This is a genomic window from Candidatus Nitrosopumilus sp. bin_7KS, assembly GCF_054095835.1.
Genome location: NZ_JBSWSO010000009.1, coordinates 1 through 21,307, shown reverse-complemented (window position 1 = coordinate 21,307; position 21,307 = coordinate 1). Strand labels below are relative to the sequence as shown.

The 21,307-nt window shown below is 32.5% G+C and carries 28 protein-coding genes; 14 read left to right on the top strand and 14 right to left on the bottom strand.

Annotation, left to right across the window (positions count from 1 at the left end; translation table 11 throughout):
* Positions 1-40: 40 nt before the first annotated feature.
* Positions 41-202, top strand: a complete 162-nt coding sequence (locus ACW9W4_RS10170) for an AbrB/MazE/SpoVT family DNA-binding domain-containing protein (RefSeq protein WP_014966078.1) — start codon at positions 41-43, stop codon at positions 200-202.
* Positions 203-206: 4 nt separating this feature from the next.
* On the opposite strand, the gene ACW9W4_RS10165 is transcribed toward ACW9W4_RS10170, so the two are convergent.
* Positions 207-593 carry a hypothetical protein gene (locus ACW9W4_RS10165; RefSeq protein ID WP_179362733.1) on the bottom strand — a complete coding sequence of 129 codons (387 nt, stop codon included), beginning with the start codon at positions 591-593 and terminating at the stop codon, positions 207-209.
* Between the two features lie 493 nt (positions 594-1,086).
* On the opposite strand from ACW9W4_RS10165, the gene ACW9W4_RS10160 reads away from it, so the two are divergent.
* Positions 1,087-2,289: a Cdc6/Cdc18 family protein gene (locus ACW9W4_RS10160; protein WP_457762341.1), complete on the top strand. Its 1,203-nt coding sequence runs from the start codon at positions 1,087-1,089 to the stop codon at positions 2,287-2,289.
* Here the strand turns inward: ACW9W4_RS10160 and ACW9W4_RS10155 are convergent.
* On the bottom strand, positions 2,266-3,711 hold the full coding sequence (locus ACW9W4_RS10155; RefSeq protein WP_457762340.1) for a DNA-directed DNA polymerase II small subunit: 1,446 nt from the start codon (positions 3,709-3,711) through the stop codon (positions 2,266-2,268). The genes ACW9W4_RS10160 and ACW9W4_RS10155 overlap by 24 nt on opposite strands.
* 148 nt (positions 3,712-3,859) lie before the next feature.
* Here ACW9W4_RS10155 and ACW9W4_RS10150 point away from each other — a divergent pair, with 148 nt between their 5' ends.
* Both ACW9W4_RS10150 and ACW9W4_RS10145 read left to right on the top strand, forming a co-directional pair.
* Positions 3,860-4,327, top strand: a complete 468-nt coding sequence (locus ACW9W4_RS10150) for a stage II sporulation protein M (protein WP_457762342.1) — start codon at positions 3,860-3,862, stop codon at positions 4,325-4,327.
* 83 nt (positions 4,328-4,410) lie between these two features.
* A complete protein-coding gene (locus ACW9W4_RS10145) occupies positions 4,411-5,289 on the top strand; it encodes a cupredoxin domain-containing protein (RefSeq protein ID WP_457762339.1) in 879 nt (292 codons plus the stop codon).
* On the opposite strand, the gene cbiE is transcribed toward ACW9W4_RS10145, so the two are convergent.
* Positions 5,286-6,002, bottom strand: coding sequence for a precorrin-6y C5,15-methyltransferase (decarboxylating) subunit CbiE (gene cbiE / locus ACW9W4_RS10140; RefSeq protein WP_457762338.1), 717 nt, complete (start codon positions 6,000-6,002; stop codon positions 5,286-5,288). The genes ACW9W4_RS10145 and cbiE overlap by 4 nt on opposite strands.
* 2 nt (positions 6,003-6,004) lie before the next feature.
* On the bottom strand, positions 6,005-6,496 hold the full coding sequence (locus tag ACW9W4_RS10135; RefSeq protein ID WP_457762337.1) for a hypothetical protein: 492 nt from the start codon (positions 6,494-6,496) through the stop codon (positions 6,005-6,007).
* A 73-nt stretch (positions 6,497-6,569) separates the two neighbouring features.
* Between ACW9W4_RS10135 and ACW9W4_RS10130 the strand changes: the two genes are divergently transcribed.
* Positions 6,570-8,117, top strand: a complete 1,548-nt coding sequence (locus ACW9W4_RS10130; protein WP_457762336.1) for a peptidylprolyl isomerase — start codon at positions 6,570-6,572, stop codon at positions 8,115-8,117.
* A 10-nt stretch (positions 8,118-8,127) separates the two neighbouring features.
* Here the strand turns inward: ACW9W4_RS10130 and ACW9W4_RS10125 are convergent, their stop codons facing one another.
* Entirely contained in the window at positions 8,128-9,486 is a 1,359-nt protein-coding gene (locus ACW9W4_RS10125) for an NAD(P)/FAD-dependent oxidoreductase (RefSeq protein WP_457762335.1), read from the bottom strand.
* Positions 9,487-9,546: 60 nt separating this feature from the next.
* Complete coding sequence (locus ACW9W4_RS10120; RefSeq protein WP_457762334.1) at positions 9,547-10,212, bottom strand: ACT domain-containing protein; 666 nt, start codon at positions 10,210-10,212, stop codon at positions 9,547-9,549.
* Between the two features lie 103 nt (positions 10,213-10,315).
* On the opposite strand from ACW9W4_RS10120, the gene hsp20 reads away from it, so the two are divergent.
* From hsp20 to ACW9W4_RS10100, 4 genes are all read left to right on the top strand, one after another.
* The gene (gene hsp20 / locus ACW9W4_RS10115) at positions 10,316-10,816 is read left to right on the top strand and encodes an archaeal heat shock protein Hsp20 (protein WP_457762333.1); all 501 of its coding nucleotides are present in this window, start codon (positions 10,316-10,318) and stop codon (positions 10,814-10,816) included.
* 28 nt (positions 10,817-10,844) lie between these two features.
* Positions 10,845-12,986: a CDC48 family AAA ATPase gene (locus ACW9W4_RS10110; RefSeq protein ID WP_457762332.1), complete on the top strand. Its 2,142-nt coding sequence runs from the start codon at positions 10,845-10,847 to the stop codon at positions 12,984-12,986.
* A 29-nt stretch (positions 12,987-13,015) separates the two neighbouring features.
* A complete protein-coding gene (locus tag ACW9W4_RS10105) occupies positions 13,016-13,234 on the top strand; it encodes a hypothetical protein (RefSeq protein ID WP_179362742.1) in 219 nt (72 codons plus the stop codon).
* 64 nt (positions 13,235-13,298) lie between these two features.
* Positions 13,299-13,736, top strand: a complete 438-nt coding sequence (locus ACW9W4_RS10100; RefSeq protein ID WP_457762331.1) for a hypothetical protein — start codon at positions 13,299-13,301, stop codon at positions 13,734-13,736.
* A 17-nt stretch (positions 13,737-13,753) separates the two neighbouring features.
* Here ACW9W4_RS10100 and ACW9W4_RS10095 read toward each other — a convergent pair whose 3' ends face one another.
* Both ACW9W4_RS10095 and ACW9W4_RS10090 read right to left on the bottom strand, forming a co-directional pair.
* Positions 13,754-14,674, bottom strand: a complete 921-nt coding sequence (locus tag ACW9W4_RS10095; RefSeq protein ID WP_457762330.1) for a transcription initiation factor IIB — start codon at positions 14,672-14,674, stop codon at positions 13,754-13,756.
* Positions 14,675-14,849: 175 nt separating this feature from the next.
* Entirely contained in the window at positions 14,850-15,041 is a 192-nt protein-coding gene (locus ACW9W4_RS10090) for a DUF1059 domain-containing protein (RefSeq protein WP_179362745.1), read from the bottom strand.
* 131 nt (positions 15,042-15,172) lie between these two features.
* On the opposite strand from ACW9W4_RS10090, the gene ACW9W4_RS10085 reads away from it, so the two are divergent.
* Positions 15,173-15,553 carry a fluoride efflux transporter FluC gene (locus ACW9W4_RS10085; protein ID WP_457762329.1) on the top strand — a complete coding sequence of 127 codons (381 nt, stop codon included), beginning with the start codon at positions 15,173-15,175 and terminating at the stop codon, positions 15,551-15,553.
* 6 nt (positions 15,554-15,559) lie between these two features.
* Positions 15,560-15,790: a hypothetical protein gene (locus tag ACW9W4_RS10080; RefSeq protein ID WP_457762328.1), complete on the top strand. Its 231-nt coding sequence runs from the start codon at positions 15,560-15,562 to the stop codon at positions 15,788-15,790.
* On the opposite strand, the gene ACW9W4_RS10075 is transcribed toward ACW9W4_RS10080, so the two are convergent.
* Entirely contained in the window at positions 15,791-16,063 is a 273-nt protein-coding gene (locus tag ACW9W4_RS10075; protein ID WP_179362748.1) for a hypothetical protein, read from the bottom strand.
* Between the two features lie 57 nt (positions 16,064-16,120).
* Positions 16,121-16,330, bottom strand: coding sequence for a hypothetical protein (locus ACW9W4_RS10070; RefSeq protein ID WP_457762327.1), 210 nt, complete (start codon positions 16,328-16,330; stop codon positions 16,121-16,123).
* A 111-nt stretch (positions 16,331-16,441) separates the two neighbouring features.
* Between ACW9W4_RS10070 and ACW9W4_RS10065 the strand changes: the two genes are divergently transcribed.
* A complete protein-coding gene (locus ACW9W4_RS10065; protein WP_457762326.1) occupies positions 16,442-16,741 on the top strand; it encodes a hypothetical protein in 300 nt (99 codons plus the stop codon).
* 30 nt (positions 16,742-16,771) lie between these two features.
* Here ACW9W4_RS10065 and ACW9W4_RS10060 read toward each other — a convergent pair whose 3' ends face one another.
* Positions 16,772-18,244, bottom strand: a complete 1,473-nt coding sequence (locus ACW9W4_RS10060) for a cation:proton antiporter (RefSeq protein WP_457762325.1) — start codon at positions 18,242-18,244, stop codon at positions 16,772-16,774.
* 103 nt (positions 18,245-18,347) lie between these two features.
* Here ACW9W4_RS10060 and ACW9W4_RS10055 point away from each other — a divergent pair, with 103 nt between their 5' ends.
* Together ACW9W4_RS10055 and cysC are read left to right on the top strand one after the other, a co-directional pair.
* The gene (locus ACW9W4_RS10055) at positions 18,348-18,890 is read left to right on the top strand and encodes a hemerythrin domain-containing protein (protein ID WP_457762324.1); all 543 of its coding nucleotides are present in this window, start codon (positions 18,348-18,350) and stop codon (positions 18,888-18,890) included.
* Between the two features lie 36 nt (positions 18,891-18,926).
* The gene (cysC, locus tag ACW9W4_RS10050; protein WP_457762323.1) at positions 18,927-19,442 is read left to right on the top strand and encodes an adenylyl-sulfate kinase; all 516 of its coding nucleotides are present in this window, start codon (positions 18,927-18,929) and stop codon (positions 19,440-19,442) included.
* Here cysC and ACW9W4_RS10045 read toward each other — a convergent pair.
* The 3 genes from ACW9W4_RS10045 to ACW9W4_RS10035 are packed head-to-tail and all read right to left on the bottom strand — an operon-like array spanning position 19,437 to position 21,256.
* Positions 19,437-20,249, bottom strand: a complete 813-nt coding sequence (locus ACW9W4_RS10045) for a 3'(2'),5'-bisphosphate nucleotidase CysQ family protein (RefSeq protein WP_457762322.1) — start codon at positions 20,247-20,249, stop codon at positions 19,437-19,439. The genes cysC and ACW9W4_RS10045 overlap by 6 nt on opposite strands.
* 10 nt (positions 20,250-20,259) lie before the next feature.
* Positions 20,260-20,466, bottom strand: a complete 207-nt coding sequence (locus ACW9W4_RS10040; RefSeq protein WP_457762321.1) for a hypothetical protein — start codon at positions 20,464-20,466, stop codon at positions 20,260-20,262.
* Between the two features lie 40 nt (positions 20,467-20,506).
* Positions 20,507-21,256 carry an SDR family NAD(P)-dependent oxidoreductase gene (locus ACW9W4_RS10035; RefSeq protein ID WP_457762320.1) on the bottom strand — a complete coding sequence of 250 codons (750 nt, stop codon included), beginning with the start codon at positions 21,254-21,256 and terminating at the stop codon, positions 20,507-20,509.
* Positions 21,257-21,307: the final 51 nt, after the last annotated feature.

The following is a 21,307-nucleotide window of genomic DNA, read 5'->3' as shown; positions in this document are numbered from 1 at the left end:
AAGAGACAGATTATATATATTATTAAATTATAATAGTAATATGTCAGTGCAAGACAATGAAGTTTTAGTAAAAATCACATCTGCTGGTACAATATCCATTCCAAAACAGTTTAGAAAGTATATGGACATCCAAAAAGGTGAATATGTCAAAGTAATTCTCGGAAAAGATAGATTATTGGTTAGAAAAGTAACGATTTCTTAATCAATTATTGTTGTTTTTGAGGTATTTTGATAGTTTGGTATGTCCATTCTCGACCATTTCTGGTTCTATTTACCCTACCTTTTGTAGCAAATCGTGACAAGTATGTGGAAATAATGCTAAGTTTCACAGGTTCATTATACTCATCCTCATATTTCTCAAGAATGTTTGTGGAGGTGAATTTACCCATTGGGAAAAACTTGTCAACAATATTTGAGATTTTAGAACCTACTGAATCCATATTTGTTGGTTCTTGTTCTTCTTCAATATTCATCAAATCCATCATTTCAAAAATTTTAAGAACCTTTTCTCGGGTTACATTACCATCTAATTTAATATCATATCGAGCGCCTTCAGAATCTTCCATATTGATTCGGATGTGTTTTTTAGTCATCTTTGAGATCTAATTGATTAAATGTTAACAGTTGAAATGATCCCAGAATATTTGTTAACTAAGTGGTTTGTTAACATTGACTGCCTGAGCCACGCCTAGCGTATATTTTGTTATTAACAACTAATCCATAATTAACCTACTAAATTATGATAATTTCATGCCTGGAGTGGAAATAAAGGGGTTAGATTGATGATATTCACAGTGTTAACATCCACCTTAACGCCTGGAATGGAAATAAGGGGGTCAAAATGGGCTTTTTTAGACATTTCTTAACACCAAATTAACAATAATGTTAACTCATACCTAATTTAGAATTTAACCCACACACCTATCTTTCCACTCTATGTTTTTTTTTAATTTTTTTTTAATAGAAAATCTAAAACTAACTAAAAATAATTAATTACAAACTAAACTACTCTTACTATTCTATACTATACTCTCTTAATTCAGATGTAGTTGTGTTAGTGTTGAGAAGAAATGAAGGTGTGTGAGTATGTCTGATCCGATAGATGACTTACTTGATGCAGCTGAATCTGGAAAATCAATTATTAAAAATCGTGATATTCTTCATTTTACATATATCCCAACTACTATCTTACATAGAAAATCTGAACAAGAACAAGTCACTCAATCCCTATTACCAATTTTAAAACAATCAAGACCATCAAATCTTTTGGTTTATGGAAAACCTGGAACTGGTAAAACTCTAGTTGTAAAAAAAGTACTATCTAAAATTCAAGAAAGAGTTGAAAAATCAAATTTCCCAATTAAACTCATTTATTCTAATTCCAAAAACGAGACCACATTATATGGATTATTAGTCAGTCTAGGCAGGCAATTAGGCCTAGAACAGGATGAATTACCCTCTACTGGACTTGCTATTAGTGAAGTTTTCAAAAGACTACTGATTAAAATTGATGAAGGAAAACTTAATGCAATTATTGTAATTGATGAAATTGATTATCTTGCTCAACTAGTTGCAAAAACAGGCAAGGACATCTTATATCAACTTACAAGAGCAAATGAGCAATTAAAACAAGGTTCTCTAACTATGGTAGGAATATCAAATGATCTAACATTCAAAGAAAAACTAGATCCTAGAGTTATCAGTAGTTTGGGGGAAGAGGAGATAGTCTTTACAAATTATAATGTTGAACAAATTAAAAAAATTCTTGAAGAGAGAATCAATGAATCTTTTATTGAAAATTCCGTAGAGGAACCAGCATTAAATCTCTGTGCTGCTCTTGCAGGAGGGGAACATGGTGATGCAAGAAGGGCTATTGATCTACTTCGTGTATCTGGCGAACTTGCAGAAAGGCAACAATCTAGCAAAGTCACAATCGAACATGTCAGAGAAGCCTCTCTCAAAATTGAAGAAAACAAAGAAGAAGCCTCTCTCAAATCATACCCACTTCATGAAAAATTAGTGATTATTGCCATAATGAAGTCTAATGGCTCTTCAACTGGTGAGATTTACTCTTCTTACAAAAATCTCTGTAAAGCACTAGGGAAAGATGAACTTACTCAAAGAAGAATAACACAAATGCTTAGTGAAATTGAATTGTCTGGAATTATTTCTGGAAGACTAATTCATCAAGGCATTCATGGAAGGACAAAAAAATACAAACTTACAATATCTTCTGAAATGATAAAAAAATCATTCAAAGATGATCTAAGTTTGCAAGATATTGTCTAAATTAGAACTATAATTTTCATGGAAGACTTGGAAGGTTTTTAGATTAACAATTATAGCAATACCTGGATTTGGGGTCATTCCTACACTGGCCTGAAAAGGGGTTTGTTTTTGCCAAGAACCAGAATTTATCAATAAAATTCCTTTGTACATGTCTAGTTGGGCTCTATGAACATGACCTACATGAAAAATATCAGGAATGTCTTGGATCACCATCAAATCCTCCATTTCAGGAGCAATTGGTGTTTGACTACCATAAATTGGGCTAAGATGTCTTGCTCTAAGCAGGTGTTTCATTACATTGGTGGGTCTGTCATAACTAAGACCTGGTGTAGTCTTTACAATATCGTCTATACTTTGTCCATGAAACATTGAGACGATAACTCCGTTTAATGAGACTACGGCTGGATTCCCAACCATTATCACATTTTCCCTCTCCCATAAACCTGAATTGTATTTTTTAGGGATAGCAGGTTGAGGTAATGCTCTTCTACCTGGATCGTGATTTCCTGGCATAATGATAATTTTTACATTTTTTGGAATTTTGTCAATCAAATCCTCTGCTTTTTTTAATTGCTCTTGGATTGTCTGACAAACTAATTCTTTATTCTGATTTGGATAAATTCCAACACCGTCCACTATATCGCCCCCAATTAGGACAAATCGAATTTTTCTTGCAACAGGATCAGGACTGGATATCCATGATACAAAATCTGAAAATTCTTCTTCCATGAAGTATTTACTTCCTATGTGCAAGTCAGATAGAAAGACTGCATAAGCATCGCTTTCTGACTTGTTTTTTGCCTGCTCTGGAATATCTGGTAAAATTATATCTTTAATGATATATCCTGAATTTTTAGCAGAACCAATCCTTGCCATTACAAACTGATCTATTAGTAGGGTTCCTGCAGTTTTTTGCAATTCTTCATCAAAAATTATGCCCTCAAATGAGCCTGAGGGATCTTCTAAAACTATCTTTGTGATATTTCTCTCAGAATTTCTAATGGAAACTAATCCACACACATACTGGTCATCATCTATTTTTGCATTTTTCAAAGATGCTGCAGATTTGAGTAGTTTTGATTCTGGTCTATCTGAGATGATTCGTTTAAGCTTGTTAAAACGACTAGAAAACAAAGCATTGTACCCTTTAACTCCCTCTCCAGATGTAATCTTGCCAGTTGGATCTGATAATATTTTGACTTCATTTTTTAACGATAAATCTTCTTTAATTCCAAGATATGTTTCTAAATCATCTTGGTTAATTTGAAATAATTTTTGTCTTGTCTTCTCTCTCACAATTTCTTTAATTATTTTTTCTAATTTTTTAACATCTACATTTTCTAATATTTTAAAAGCATCTGGATGGATCTGAAATCCTTTGTTTAATGCATAGTTTAACGCAAAGGACAGCTCCTTTTTCATATCAAAAAATATCATTTGGTTTAATTAAATCTGCGCCTACACCAACCCTCAAATATTGTTCATTAGGTGTGGGTTTGTGAATAAAATTAGAATAATTATATTTTTTATATTTTTAGGATTATTTGCAACTGCATATCAAATTGGTTCCATGTCTACTGTTAGTGAAGAAGAGGCAAATGCATTCATGGCAGAATTTGAAGAACTTGTTTTAGATATTGATGCCTTTGGAATCTTTACTCATAACTTGACTATTGCATTACCAATGTTTATTCCAGGTTTTGGGGTAGGATGGGGACTTTTCGCTGCTTGGTCTACAGGATTTGCTTTTGCATCAATAGCACTAACTGCGCCACAAATTGCTGAAATTCCCCCACTCTCAATACTTTTCCTAACTCCTTTTGGATTGATGGAATTAGTTGCCTACTCTTTTGGGATTTCCAGAAGTTTTATTCTGATTAGAGCAGTAATCAAAAAAACTGATCTAGTTCCATTCATCAAACCAACAGTAATTGAGATTGGAATTGTAGTGGGTCTTCTTTTAGCTGGAGGATATCTTGAATTCTATATGATAGAATTAGCTCAAGAAAAAGGGCTAATGGGCATGCCTGAAATCTAATTTTTAGATTACCCTCAAATTTGTTTATTCAGTCTAAAATAATTTAGTAGTAAATTATAAACCAAATCAATCTAAAATTGATTATGAAGGCAACTCTTACACTGCTAGCTTTACTTGCCGTTTCATCAGGTTATTTTGCAAATGAATCATTTGCGGAAATTTCAAAGAATCAAGCATTTCTTTTAGAGGGTTCAGGTTTTGCAGTAACTGAAGAGATTATCAAAACATCTGAAATTGATTTAGGTATATCTTCTCAAGATCAACGTGGAAGCACAATTAACTTTCTTACTGAAGACGGTTTTATCACTTTAGATGATGAAGAATTTGTCATTTCTAATTTAGAAGGAAAATTTTTGCGTGAAGGTAAATACATTCGAATGAATGGTGAAATTGAAAGTTCAAGTGGATTTGATTCTTCAATTAGCTTTTTTGGAAGATTAGTTGATGAAAGTAAAAATGCATCAGTTTATGGGTTTACTGGTAGGATTACAACATCAGATGAAACTTATAAAATAATTTACACTGCAAAATTATCTACTTTATCAAAAATTACTCCAACTACCACAACTGAAGAATCAAATAACATCATAGTTCGTATTCAGAAAGGTTCCTATTCACAAGGAGGCACAGGAAGTTATATTGAATCTGGTAGCATTAAATATTTCTCACAAGACCGAATTTCAGTTCAACCTGGAACTACAATTACAATAATCAATGACGATACAGTAACTCATAACATTATCAGTGGAAAAGAGAAAAATGATCGTTACATTACTTTCATACCTGATGGAAGAATTTCAACTGGTGAGATTGCTGTAGGCGGTTCAGCTAAAATTACATTTGACAATGCAGGCTTTTACAGATTATATGATCCAGACTATCAATGGATGAAAATTGTAGCATATGTATTTCCAACTAATGATAATATAATTTTAGGAAAAGGCCAAAACTTGGGAAATTAATTTTCCCATTGCCATCTATAATTCATGTATGAATCTAAACTGGTCTGATTAAACACCATGACAGACAAATCAGAAAATTCTTTTCCTTCTAATTCTTTTACTGTTCCTTCAAAACTAGTTTCATTTTCAGTAGTTATTGCTTCATAAACATGAACTTTTATTTTATCAGTCTCAAATTTATGCTCTCGAAGATAAATTGCAATTTCTGAAGGCATGAAATGTTTGTCTGGCTGTTTTGGCCATGGTCTTGGTACCAAAACCACACTAAAACCATCAATCAATGCTTTTTGTAATTCTAATTTCTTATCTTCAATTGGGGTTGTAACATGCATTGTAATTACTTTGGATTTATCAAGAGGAACTTTTGCTCTTGATGCAGCAACTTGTATTGAACTAATTCCTGGAACAATTTCAACATCACCGAAAATTTCTATTAATCTATCAACAACTTCTGATTCTGAAAAATTTACATCACCAGTGAAAGGTATGACTAGAGTTCTTTCACCAAGTTCTGGAAGAATCTTTTGGTAAGAATCTTCTTGATCATTCATGGTGATTTCATAGATCTCTTTACCTTGTATCAAATCTTCAATTGTTTTTAGTGTGTATTTGTAACCAATAACAACGTCACAATTCTGAATTATTTCTTTTACAAATTCTGTAACATATTTTGAAGAACCAGGGCCAACACCTACAGCGTAAACTTTACTCAATTTTACTTGGTAAATTTTTGCCTTTCTTTAATATATTGCACAAAAGGCTCCCAATCCACTTTCATGTATTTTGTAGGCTCTTTTGCAGGATATTTTACCCAATCTTGGGCTATGGAGTACTGAAATTTCTCATTTTTTCCATCTTTTTGATATTCTAATTGTAACGAACTACCCCAATTTTTTTCTGTAAAACTAATACTAGTAATATCATCAAAACCTAATTCAATATTTCTATCATCTTCACAATCATTCATCAAATCTTCCTCATTGTATCCATCATGGTGAATCATCGTATTTTTTGACTTGATAAAATTAACAACCTGTCTTTGAGTGATGGCTTTCCACCAATTCATTTTAGATTCTGTCTTATGGACAAACATCAAATGCTTGTTTGTTAGTACCAACATGCCTTCCTTCCCACCAATCGATAAGAATTTTTTAGATTCTCTCCACACTGAAACTAAATGTGCCTGAATCTTTTCATCAGGTTCCATAATGGGTGATTTATTGAACTTTGTTAAAAATCAATACAATTAGCTTTTAAGTGAGCATTTATGGAAAAAATTATTGAATAAATTTTCCATAGTTTTGATATTTTCATTATTTATTGTAAGTTCAGGAAACCATATCTTTGCACAATCAGTTGAAAATAACGAAATTAACATTATGGATTCAGTAGTAATTTTAGAAACTAGTTTTGGAGAAATTGTCATAGAATTTTTCCCAAATGATGCCCCAAAACATGTAGAAAATTTCATTATACTATCTCAAACAGGATTTTATGATAACACACTCTTTCACAGAATAATTCCTGGCTTTATGATTCAGGGCGGTGATCCTAATACAATTAGTGGTGATCCTAATACTTGGGGAACTGGTGGTCCAACTACGAGTGTAGATGCAGAATTTAACACCATTAAACATAATCGTGGAATTGTTTCAATGGCAAGATCTGCTGATCCAAATAGTGGTGGTTCTCAATTTTTCATAGTACATGCAGACTCTAATTTTCTTGATGAACAATATACTGTATTTGGTAGAATTGTAACTGAAGAAAGTTTTCAAACTCTTGATAAAATAATAGCAGTTGAAATAGGTACTAGTGACAGACCTAAAGATCCAGAACAGGTAAGAATCACAAAAGTTACAGTAGTTAGTATTTCTGAGATTCCAAATCTTCTTGATTTACCAGAACCAGAACGAACACAATCAACTGTAATTACTCCTACTGGTAATCAAAAATATCAAAGTCCTGAACATGAGATTTCATTTAGTGTTCCTGAAGGATGGTTATTACAAGAACCAAATAAAACAGATGAAAATTCTCCTGACATAGTTGCAGTTGGTCCAAAAACAGGCTCAATGAATCCAAATATTTCATTAACAATACAAAATAGTGATGGAAAAACTTTTGATGAAATAATTTCTGAAAGAAATCAAAGACTTCAAGGAATTTTAGACTCTGGAAATCTAGAAATAATTTTACAGGAAAAAACAACTATACACGGAAATCAAGCATATGTAACTGACGCTGAAGGAATATTTTTTTCTGATGCAGAAAATTTCAATGTAAAATTTAAAGAAATTATTATTTATGATACAGACAAATTCTTCATTCTTGTATATGCAAATTCATTAGATGACTTTGATTCACAACTTTCAAGATTTGAAGAAACAATTGATTCCTTTGAAATATTATCACAAATCACATCAAATGGTGAAACAATGAATGAAATTTCAAGTAAAGAAGGAGGCGGGTGTTTAATTGCAACTGCAACATTTGGCTCAGAACTTGCACCTCAAGTTCAACAACTCAGAGAACTTAGGGATAACATAATTTTATCCACTGAATCTGGAATTGCATTCATGTCTGGTTTTAACCAATTTTATTATTCATTTTCACCTGTCATTGCTGATTTAGAGCGTGAAAATCCTGTTTTCAAAGAAATTGTAAAGCTCTCACTTACTCCAATGCTATCTTCATTGTCAATTCTAAATTATGTGGATATTGATTCTGAATCACAAATGATATCTTATGGAATTGGAATAATTTTGATGAATGTCGGAATGTATTTTGCAGCACCAGCAATAATTATCTACAAAATTAGAAAATAATTTTATTATTTTACCAAACATCATCTACTTCATCGAGTAGTTTGTATTCTTTTTCAGTTTCACGTTTCATTAGTTTTAATCTTGAGATGTCTCTGTCAAAGAACAAATCTATTACCCAATCAAGAAATACACGAGTTTTTTTATCAAATGTTGTAATTTTTGAGAGGTAAACATTTCTCCAAATTAACCAAGCCCAAAATCCTGAGATATTCATTCCCAAAAATGTGGCAATTCCTGATCTTTTTCCAATAATTGCCATCTGTCCTTTAGAATGATAAACAAATTTTTCTTTTGTAGAATTTTTGATTAGAGAAATTAAATTTTTAGCAGCAATTTTTGCTTGAGCTTCTGCAATTTGAGCAGTTGGAGGCAGTGGTCGTTGTGTTTTAGGATCTAAATGTAATGCACAATCACCTATGGCAAAGACTCCTGGAAAATCAGTAACTTCGAGAAAATCATTTATCAAAACTTTTCCTTTTTCTGTTTTGAACATTGATCTTTTAATGGTATTAACTGGGGTAACTCCTGCAGTCCAAACCAATGTCTTTGTTATTATTGAATCAATTTCAGATGAATCAATTGAATCCTTTAGATGTTCATCTAATGATTTGGTAGTCACTTCACTTCCATCAAAACTAGTGACTGCTGTTTTTAATCTGATATCGATTCCTCTTTCCATCATTTTTTCTTTTGCAAAATTTGCAAGTTTTGTATTAAATCCAGGCAAAATCATCCCTAAAGCTTCTAGCACAATAACTTTGATATCGTCTTTGTGAATTGTTGGATAATATTTTCTTGCATCCAATAAAAGATCCATCAATTCTCCTGCAGTTTCAATCCCTGCAAATCCACCACCTACAACTACAAAATTTAGAAAACTTTTTCGAAGTATTGGATTGGTTTCATTTTCTGCTTGCTCTAGCATATCAATTACCCTATTTCTTAACATCACAGCGTCATTGAGTGTCTTCATTGTGTATGCATTTTTTTCAACATCAGCCATTCCAAAAAAGTTAGTTTCACTACCTAATGCAACAACTAAAAAATCATAATGTAATGAGATACTTCTTTTATCTCCAGTTCCCCACAGTGTTACGATTTTTCCATATGGATCAATATTTTTAATTCGACTTTCATAGAATTTTGTTTTTTTACAAATAGTTCTAATTGGTAAAACAATATGTCTAGTTTCAATCATTCCAGATGCCACCTGTGGTAACATTGGTGTGAATAACAGAAAATTATCTTCACTTACCATTACCAGTTCTATTTCAGGATCATTTCCAAATTCTTTTTCTAACTTTCTGGCACATTCTACTCCTGCAAATCCTCCTCCTAAAATTACAATTTTTTTCTTATTTCTTGCCAATCGTGTCTTTTCCACAAATTGGGTGAATATATGCTATAAGAATAATTTTTACTGCTATGCTCAGGTTCTCATAATATCTGAATGTAAAATTTCATAGGCCCTTGATGAATCACGCTCATTGAGAATTATTGTAATGTTATCTTGACTGAAAAATGCATTTACTAATTCTACTCCATTTGCATGTAATACCTCAGCTACATAGGATACTACATCTGATTGATTTTGGGAGTTTGGTATTGAAATTCTAATTTTTGCAAGACCAGTACTGAACATATCATCGTTTTCTGGCACATTTCTAAAAATCTGTCTTATGTCTTCCAAATCTTCTGCCAAAAATCTAAAGGAATCAGACATTCTAAAAAAATCATAATTATTAGTAATCTTTGAGAATTTATCCAAAATTTCCATGGGATCCATTCCATTTGATTCCTTTACTGAAAACTTGACATCCATTATCCCGTCAGTTAAAGCCAATCTTGCATTTTTCAAAATTGATTCCTCTTTGACTTCATCTTTAATTTCAAATGAATCAGCATATCTCTTAATTGCAACAACTACAGTATTGAGGTTAACAGGGTTTCCTAGAATTTTTTCAATGTCTGGCTGAATCTTTACTGCCAAAGCTGTATAGTTGATCAAATCCATCTTCATACAATCATAAATTGAACGATTTCTAGTAATGATCTCTCTAACGACTTCAGGTATGGACACATTTGTAGTCCTCATCAAGTTATTATATTATGTCAGTTATAATAGGATTATGTAAGAAATCAAAGAAATATGGATAATCTTTATATAATGTCATATACATTACATATGGTAGATAAATATGACAAACTTCTTTGATAGTGAATTTGATAGAATTTTCAAAAAAATGTCAAACTCTTTTTTCAATATAGATGACGTTTTCGAGGAATTCAAGGGAAATGGTTCTGAATCTGGTCCATATTATTACGGTTATACAATGACTGTTGGTCCTGATGGAAAACCTGTTGTAAACGAATATGGAAATGCCAAACCAGGCCTTGCTCCAACTTCTGATACACGAGAACCACTTGTTGACACAATTGTTGATGAAAAAGAAAAAGTAGTAAAACTCATAGCTGAGATGCCAGGAGTTGAAAAATCTGATGTCAAGATTGTTGTTGAAAACAAAATAGTTGATCTTTCAGCAGAACACAATGATAAAAAATATCATGTAAAAGTTCCTGTACAACATAAAGTTGATGAAAACTCTGCAAAGGCTTCCTACAAAAATGGAGTTTTAGAGATTGTCTTCAAATTAGTTGAAGAGGAAAAACCAATAGGCAAAACGGTGGAGGTTGAATAATCCTCTCAATAATTTTTGAGGTAATGATATGACAGAAATAATTTTAAAAGTTGAAGAAAGTCCACAACAACATATTGGAAGAGGTAGAGCCATAGTTGATCCTAAAATTATAGAGGATCAAAAATGGAATACTGGACAAATACTAGAACTAACACACAACAAAAAAACACATGTAAAACTTTGGCCAGGTTCACCTGAAGAATATGGTTCAGGTATTATCAAAATAGATGGAATGACCAGACAAAATATTGGAGCTGGAATTGGTGATAAAATTTCACTAAGAACAGTTGAAGCTGTAAATGCTGAACAAATTATTTTGTCTCCAACTGAAAAGATTGCTGCAGAAGGATTGCAAGAATATATGATTTACAACTATCTCAATCATGTATTTACAACTGGAGATTCAGTATCTCTTAATACACAGATGGGTGGACGTGTTCAATTTTTTGTAACAAGTACAAAACCATCAAAACCTGTGCTAGTAACTGAAAATACGGTATTCAAACTTGGAGCAATGACTAAAGCAGTAGATTCTTCTGTTCCAAGAATAACATATGACGAACTAGGAGGTCTGAAAAAAGAAGTTCAAAAAATTCGTGAAATGGTAGAACTACCAATGAGACATCCAGAATTATTTGAAAAAATAGGCGTGGAAGCACCAAAAGGCGTTCTTTTGTATGGTCCTCCAGGCACTGGTAAGACATTATTGGCAAAGGCAGTAGCTGGAGAAACAAATGCTCACTTTATCTCCCTAAGTGGACCTGAAATAATGGGCAAACATTACGGAGAGAGTGAAGAACGAATTAGAGAAATCTTTACTCAAGCTGAAGAAAATGCTCCTAGCATAATTTTCATTGATGAGATTGATTCTATCGCTCCAAAGAGAGATGAAGTTTCAGGCGAACTAGAGAAAAGAATTGTTTCACAATTACTAACTCTAATGGATGGAATGAAATCTAGAGGTAAGGTTGTTGTAATTGCAGCTACTAACAGACCAGATTCAATTGATCCTGCACTTAGAAGACCAGGTAGATTTGATAGAGAAATTGAAATTGGAATTCCTGATGATGAAGGAAGATTCGATATACTATCAATTCATACGCGTGGAATGCCAATAGATGAAAAAGTAGATCTAAAACAAATCTCAAAAACTACACATGGATTTGTAGGAGCTGATTTGGAAGTATTATCTAAAGAAGCCGCTATGAAAGCTCTACGTAGAATTCTTCCCGAGATTGACTATGACGAAGAAAAAATTTCATCAGAGATACTTGAAAAGATCCAAATCACAAGCGATGACTTTAGGGAGGCATTGAAAGAAGTTAGTCCTAGTGCACTTAGAGAAGTCCAAATCCAAGTTCCAAACGTAAGTTGGGATGATGTTGGAGGTTTGGATGAACTAAAAGAAGAACTCAAGGAAGCTGTTGAATGGCCAATCAAATACAAGGATGCATATGATTATGTTGATGTAGAAGCACCAAAAGGAATTCTACTGCATGGCCCTCCTGGAACAGGTAAGACAATGATAGCAAAGGCTCTTGCAAAAATGACAGAGTCTAATTTTATCAGCATCAAAGGTCCTGAACTACTCTCAAAATGGGTAGGAGAATCTGAAAAAGGTGTCAGAGAAATATTCAGAAAAGCACGACAAGCAGCTCCATGTATTATTTTCTTAGATGAAGTTGACGCACTTGTTCCAAGAAGAGGAAGTGGAGGTTCTGATTCACATGTTACAGAAAACATAGTGTCTCAAATCCTTACTGAAATTGACGGCCTAGAAGAACTACACAACGTGTTGATAATTGGTGCAACAAACCGATTAGACATTGTTGATGAAGCACTACTAAGACCAGGCAGATTTGATAGAATCATCAAAGTTCCAAATCCTGATGAAAAAGGAAGACAGCATATCTTTGAGATTCATACAAAGAAAAAGCCACTTGATAGTGATGTGAAGATCTCAGAAATTGTAAAGTTGACTGATGATTTCAGCGGTGCTGAGATTGCAGCAGTCACAAACAGAGCAGCTATTGCAGCTTTGAAGAGATATGTCTCTGGCAAGTCAAAGAATGTCAAGGAGATCAAAATTACACAACAAGATCTAATTGATGCTGTGGATAAGGTAAGGCCTCAAAAGAAAGAGGCACCTATACCTCAATCCATAAAATAGTCTAAATACTAAGAAAAATGACGAGAAATATGAAACTCTATCTTGACTTTGAACCGTGTAAAGAATGCAATGAGATGATGACTGGGTTGAGTAGTCCTGAAATGTTATTTGCAGATGAAAAAACTAGAGCAGATGAATCAGCAAAGTTTCTCAGACATCTTACGTACAATCACAATGAAGTAGTTCAAGCTGTTATGGAAGATCTTCCTAAACAGAAAAGAGATCAAGAACCTGATTTTTACAAATAATTCTTTGAAATCAATAATCATATTCATATACAAAACTGCTGTAATGTTTTTGTGAAATTATAAAATGAAAACTAGTATTGTTTTTGGGATAATTGCCCTACTTGCATTTGTTAGTTTTTCACAAACTACATTTGCAATTGAAACAGAACAAGAACCAGGACCACCCCAAATTCCGGAACCTAGTCCCATCCCAGATCCAATCAAAATGCCAACTCCTGCACCTGCACCAGATCCCTTTCCAAAAGAGTCTGAAACAGAAAAAGTAAAACGATTAACTGAAGAAAATGACAATCTAAAACAACAAAATAAAAATCTGCAAAATCAAATATCATTACTCAATAATGAAAAATCTAGATTACAGGCAAAAATATTAGAACTAAATAATTCCATACAAAGTCTCAAGGAAATTATTTTGGAACAAATTAGAGTAACGATCGATTTGGTAAATCAACTTAAAGAAATAATATATGAAAAAATATTTTCTCCTACAATACAATTATAGGATATTTTTGGAATAATCTACTCAACTAGCTTTAATGTTTTCTTAATCAAGACTACTCTGTTTCTAATTGTAACATCACTTACTCCAGATTCCACTGCAAATTTTTTCTGACTAATTTTTTCCCCATTCATTATACATGAGATATACAATGATGCAGCAGCCTGTGCTACGGGATGTTTTCCTGCAGTAATCTGTTCTTTTTCACAGAGATCTAGTATTTTGAATGCGTCTCGCTTTGTCTTCTCTCTTAATTTCATGTTGTTTGAGATTTTTGAGATAAACGAGGATGTATCATACTGATTAAGATTCAGTTCAAGCTTTTTGATTATGGTTCTCAAGTCTCGGGAGAGTATTCTTCTTTCAACATTTCCAGCTTTTGCAATATCATCTAGTGTTCTAGGGATGTTATTTTCTCTACATGCAGCGTATAACGAGGCTGCAATTAGTGAGGCCATTGTTCTTCCTCTGGTTAATTTTGCACTAACTGCTTTTCTGTAGATATAGGCTGCATTTTCTACAACATTGTCTGATATTCCTAACTTTGTTTTCATTCCATGAAGTAAAGTGAATGCTTTGCTTAAACTGGCAGTCTTTCTTGATTTACTTCTTTGATCCCATGTTCGTAATCTATTGAAATCATATTTTGTTTTGCTAGAAAGTGTTTTTCCAGTTGAATCTTTATTTGAACCAATTACGGTTGATAATCCCCTGTCATTCATTGTTAATGATGTAGCAGGACCCGTTCTTGATAGCTTCATAAAGTTCTCTGAGCTGTAACCGCTGTTTTCATATGATGCGTCGGCCATATTTTGCAATAAGATAAGACCGCATCCCCCACAAACAATTTCTCCTCTTTCAGAATCTGTAATCGCAGGGTAGGTTTTGCAAGTATCTAGTTGACACTTGACATCATAATCGTTTGAATAATTTTCTACCACTATTGATTACTATGGGTGATTATAAAATAAAAATAATGTGATTCAGGTAATTTTATAATCAAAAGTAAACTTTACAAACAAAAATTTCCTAGAATTTTTCCAATAACTAATTCTTAATTGAGATACAACACACATTGTAATAAATGTTAAAAATAAAAATAATTTTTTCCTAAGTTTATTTCTTAATTGATTCTAAAGAATGTCCACGATTGGTTATCATTTGAGTGACAGCCTCAATAGTATAATCAATTCCATGTTCTTCTTCAAAATGATTTCTAAGCTTTTCAATTAGACCTAAAGTTTTTTCTTCATCAAGAATGTATTCGCATTCAAAACCATAGTCTTCACATCTTAACTTTAATGTCATTCTGTCTGGAAAAAATATTGAACCTATAAAAACTGTGAATACATTTTTCTAAATCAAATATGTTTAGGCACAAATTATGCCTAAAATCTATCCAAATAGCACTAATAATGTCAATTAATTCAGTTGTGTAGATGAAAGGATTAGAGTTTGTTTTTCTTGCAGTCGGGTCCGTACTTGGAGCATATCTAAGATTCAAAGTTATTGAATCTCCTTTACTATTCAACACAATACCTGTTAATGTTTTGGCAGTCAATGTCTTTGGAGCGTTTATTCTTGGTGCCTTTATTGTAATGTCTCAACAATGGCATCTTGATGGAAAATATTCTTTGTTTGCAGCTATTGGATTTTGTGGTTCACTTACCACAATGTCCGGACTTGCACTTGAATCCAATAACCTTCTTGAACAAAGTCACTATGGCATATTTGCAATAAACTTGATTGCCAACATTGGTCTTTCAATTGCAGCTTTAATTGGTGGAAAGTCATTAATGAGTGCAATAATTAACAATTAATTAGAAATGGTCTATTCATATCAAGTTGTAAAGTTTCAAACAATCTCTTTTGTTCAAGGAACTCACTGGTCTCAATCAGTAGGGGATAAAGGAATTCTTTACAAGTCACTAAAAGATCCATTTTCAAAACTTATCGTTCAATCTTCAAACGGTTCAAAAAAATTATACCATGTTCCAAAAGATAGGACTGTGGTTGTAACAAATTATACTGTACATTTCCTAGGCGAAATAGCTTAATTATTTAAAAAACTGATCAACTTGATCTCTATATTTTAAAGCAATTTTTCCAAATTCTGTAAAATCATCTGCAGTTGGATATTTCATTTTCAATGCGAATTGATTGATAAATATCGATAATGCGCTTCCAATAATTAGGTTGTATACTCCATCTGCTACATTATTTGAGTATGGAAATGCTACTCTGATAAATGGAAGATATGTTTCAGTTTGAGAAATCATTAATTTGATATGTTTTTCTACAAATTCTTCAACATCTGCAGGAATTGCCATGCCTATCCTAACATTTGATTTCTTATAAGTAGAACTTTAATTTTTAGGCATAAATTTTCATCTTACATTTTGTTCCATGTACTTTTCTTTTCCCTTTCTGCTTCTTGGGAGGCATCTGAGTTGTCTATTGCAACAAGGACAAACTAATCCATCATATTCTACAAACACTTCACAATAGTTGCATCTTTTTTGCCCAGCAGCATATCTACCAATGTCTGATGGTTTGAGGGCCTTGTATTTTTTGCATTCTCCTATACAATAAGTCATGAAAATAGTTAGAAATTATTTACAAATAAAACGTTTGATTGCAGTGCACTCATATTTTCAAATTTAATAAAAATGAAATTGAATTTATACTGCTAATTTTACTTTTCATTATTGCTTGACTTGGACAGAAAGGTATTTGGAAATATAACAACTAAAGAAATTATAGGCGCTGATCCGCCCGCACTTCCTAATACTAAAGAGAATCTTGAAAAAGAACTGATAACATTACTTGCAGAATTAGAATCAGCACCAAAAGCAAATCTTGAAAAACTCTTAGAAGAACAAAAAAACTCTGAAAATCATATCAACAGCCGACCTGGCGCAATGGCTCTAGCTCAGAATAAAATTCAGTTATTCAACGAATATAGCGAAAAATACGTTCAATCAATAACAAAAAAGTTACAATCCTAATCCTTGTCTAGTTCTGTATAGTTAACAATTCTATTCTTTTAGAGACTTTTCATCTTCAGGTTTCACAAATCCACCTTCAATTTTTTCATCCAAAGAAATATCAGATATTTTTTCTATTTCTATTATATCCTCTGTTACATCATCTTCAGGTTTCACAAATCCACCTTCAACAGATTCTGGTGGAGGGATTTTCTTTGATTTTGCTAATCCTAGTGTTGTAATTATTACTGATGTTAAAATAATAAAGAATATCAGTTGCGGATATGCTTCAGCATTAGGCAATCCCATAGTAATTGGGTATGTTGCAAGTACAGCAGCAGCTAATCCTCTTGGTATCATAGAGTTTGTTACAGCTCTATCCAAAAGTGAAAATCTTTTTGTTAATGTAATTTTTCCTACTAGTATTCTTCCATAGTAGACAGCCACAGTAATCAAAACTCCAAATATCAGATATTCTATTTGTCCAAAACTTGCCATTAATCCTACAAATACAAAGAAGAATGATCTCACCAAAAATGTCAGTTGGTTATGTGTCGGATCGTCAAGCTCAATTCTTGGAAGTTTGAATCTGAGAATTTTTGCTAGATGAACTTTATTTCCAATCATCAAACCAAATACTAATGCAGTTAATGCACCTGATTCTCCAAATGAATTTGCCAAGAAGAATAAAACAAACAAAACACCTAACGTAAGCATATAGGCGTGCTGAGCATTTCCAAGCTTTGTAGAAACATACATCCAAGGAATTCCAACTCCAAATCCAAGAACTAATCCAACTACAACTGCACGTCCTATGGTTTCTTGCAAAGTTTGGAGATCGAAATGACCTGCTAGAACCGCTTCAAATAATATGAATGCAATAATTGTAGCTAAAATATCAGTTAATGCAGATTCAAAACTTAGCATTGATTTTGTTTCTTCTGAAATTTTGACATTTCTAACTAAACCAAACACAATTGCTGAACTGCTTCCACCCACAATGGATCCTAAAAGAATACTTTCTAACCATAACCAACCTAAAGCAAAATGAGCAGCAAGAGTAATCATCACAACTGATAAAATAAAACCTAGAACTGCAAGTGTCACTGAAAAATGAGCAGTTTTGATAACATGTTTGATATCTAGATTTAATCCGCCATCAAACATGATGATAATTAGTGCAAGAGCTGCAAAATATGGAACAACTTGAATTACAGCTTCTGTCTGAATTAATCCAAATACTGGTCCAATCATTACACCTAGAATCATTAAAAATGCTACATCAGGAATACCTGTTTTTTTAAAGAATGCTTCTCCTGCTACTCCTAGAAAAATTACTACACCTGCAGCAAGTAATATGACATGGGCTTCAGCAATTGGTCCATTACCATCTGATAATGTTCCAATGGAAGTTTGTAATTCAGTTAATTTATCAAATATTATGTTTATATCTAATTTGGGTAATTCGATTGAATTGGTTTGTCCGCTAAACAAATTCAAAATTGATAAAATTACTGGATTCATTAATAACTGAATCTAAATTGATCTGGATAAAAATTAAACTCGATTAATCTACATTCGTTAGCTCTTTACTGATTTTTAAATAACGTAATTGAGAGTGAATATTGTGAGTGCGACAAATCAATTACGTGCTGATCATGATCAAGTTCGTAGACTAGAAAAAATAGTATCAAAATGTGCTGCTGAATTATACAAAGGAACTAAAATCCCCTTTTCAGATCTAACAAAAATTACTATAGTTATTTCAGAATTTGTTGATACCATTCATCATTCAAGAGAAGAAGATTCGTATTTTCCATGTGTTGCAAGCTATGATTCTTTAAAAGAACAAATTCGAAAATTTATGATAGAACATGAATTTGGAAGAAATATTGCCAGACAAATATCACACCATCTAAAAAGATGGAAAAATGGTGAGGATGCACAAGAACCCGTATCAAGATATCTTAGAACATATGCTATTTTTCTAAATGATCATCTTAACAAAGAAAACAAATTTTTTGATATTGCAGAGGCTGAAGTTTTATCAAAAGAAGAAGAAATTGAAATGTATGAACAATATCGATCAGTTTTTGCAATTGTGAAAAAAATTGAGGAACTAATTGCAGATATTGATTATTTAGAAAATCAACCCTGGGCTAAAAATTAACGTAAGCTCTTTATGGGTTATTTAGAAATTTTATTCATGAAACCTTTCATTCTTTGGATGACTGGTCTTCCTTGTTCAGGAAAGACTACGATTGTAAAAGATTTGCAAAAAGATATTCCAAACTTGGCAATGCTTGATGGTGATGAACTTAGAGAATGGTTCTCTCCAAAAGATTTTTCAAAAGCAGGACGTGATGAGCATAACAAAAAAGTTGCTTATTTAGCAAAGCTTTTGTTAAAACATGGTGTTCCAAGTGCAGTATCTCTTGTATCTCCATATCTTGAGAACAGAGAAAATGCTAGAGAAATTATCGATGCAGGTGATCAGTTTGCAGAATGTTATGTAAAATGTTCACTAGAAAAATGTGAAGAAAGAGATGTCAAAGGTATGTATGCCAAGGCTAGAAAAGGAGAAATCAAAGGATTTACCGGAATTGATGATCCTTATGAAGCTCCAGAAAAAGCAGATTTGGTAGTTGATACAGAACATGATTCACTTTCAGACAGTGCACAAAAAGTAAAGGACTTCCTTAAGGGAAGAAACCTACTATAATTTTTTAAATTCTTCAATTATTTTATTGTGAACTAAACCATTTGTAACCAGAATTCCGTTTTGATGATACACGTCTTTGTTATTGTAAGTAAGATCGTTTCCTAACATGTCTGTCATTTTACCTCCAGCTTCTAAAATTATACAATAAGAAGCAGCTGAATCCCACTCTTTCATTTTGTTTGTTGTTGTAATGTATGCTTCAGCTTCACCAGAACTAATCTTTCCAACTTTCAATGAACTTCCTATACTTGTAAAATCTTCAATTCCTAATTTTTTAATAAATGATTTTTCTTTCTCAGATAAATGATGTCTAGAACCTACGGTTCTACATTTTGGGACTTCTGAAATCTTTGTTACTGAAATTTTTTCCCATTTTTCATCTGAAAATCTAAATGCTCCACTATCTTTTTGTGCAACAAACAATGTTTTCTCTGTAGGCCATCCAATTACTCCAAGAATTGGTTTTTTATTTTTAATTAAGGAAATCATAACTGTAAACTCACCTGTCTTGTCAATGAAATCTGAAGTTCCATCAAGAGGATCTACTATCCAAATTGTCTCTTGTGATAATCTACCTAGATCATCTTTATCTTCTTCAGATAATATCCAATGTTTTGTTTGGGATAGAATACCTTTAATGACTTCATTGCTTTTCAAATCAGCATCTGTGATTGGAGAATCATCACTTTTTGTAGATGTTTTGTAATCTTTTTGATAAATTTCTAAAATTGCATTACCTGCATCAATTGCAGCCTTGATGGCAATATCTAATTCAGGAATTTTGTCAGAAATGGGAATATCTTGCAATTAAAATTACCTAAGTTGTGAGTTCTGGTTTTAGAGTCCAAACCACTCCGAGAACAATGAATGGAATTGACATTACTCCAATGATGGCAAGTATAGTATTGAATTGAGCTGTTGATACTTCTGGATTATTAATTATCCATGGTAAAGGCAGTGTGATTACTACCCAAATAATTCCTAAAAGGATAATTAATTTTGCTTTTGCTTTTCTATCTTTCAATATATTTTCTCCTTAAGTGTTGTATTAAATCCCTGTGAATTCATTTAATTGATTCTCCTCCATCTACAGTCAATATTGCACCTGTTGTCCATGATGCATCATCTGAGGCAAAATACAATACTGCTTTTCCAATTTCATCTGGTTGTCCAATTCTACCAATAGGGTGTTCACTATTCATGAATTCCTTGTCTTTTTCAGTCTTCAAAAATGGTTTTGACATATCTGTGTCTACAACTCCTGGACAAATACAATTTACTCTGATCATGTCTTTAGAGTATTCTAATGCCCAACATTTTGTTAATAAAATCAATGCAGCTTTTGATGCAGAATATGCATCTGCATTAAATCCTTGATATGCCTTTATTCCAGCATCTGATGAAATGTTAATTATTGAACCAGCCGTTTTTTGTAAATGAGGAATTGCTTCCTTGGTAAATCTATACTGTCCTGTGAGATTTACATCTAATACTTCATTCCATTCATCCTCTTCAATTTCATGTAATTGTTTTATCTTGGGAAATATTCCTGCATTATTTACGAGAATATCTAATTTACCAAATTTTTCAATTATTTTATTTACAACATTTTTTACATCTTTTGAATTTCTAATATTAGCTGCAATACCTATTGCATTGGGAATCTCTTTTACCGCATTTTCCAATCTATCTTTGTCTTTTGCAGTAATTACTATTGTAGCACCATTTTCTGATAAAATTTTTGCAGTTGCTAATCCAATTCCACGACTTCCGCCAGTTACTAGAGCAATCTTACCAGTTAATCTCAACAACATTCAAACTAAAATTCGTAATTTATAGATCCATTAATGAAAAATAGTCATGAC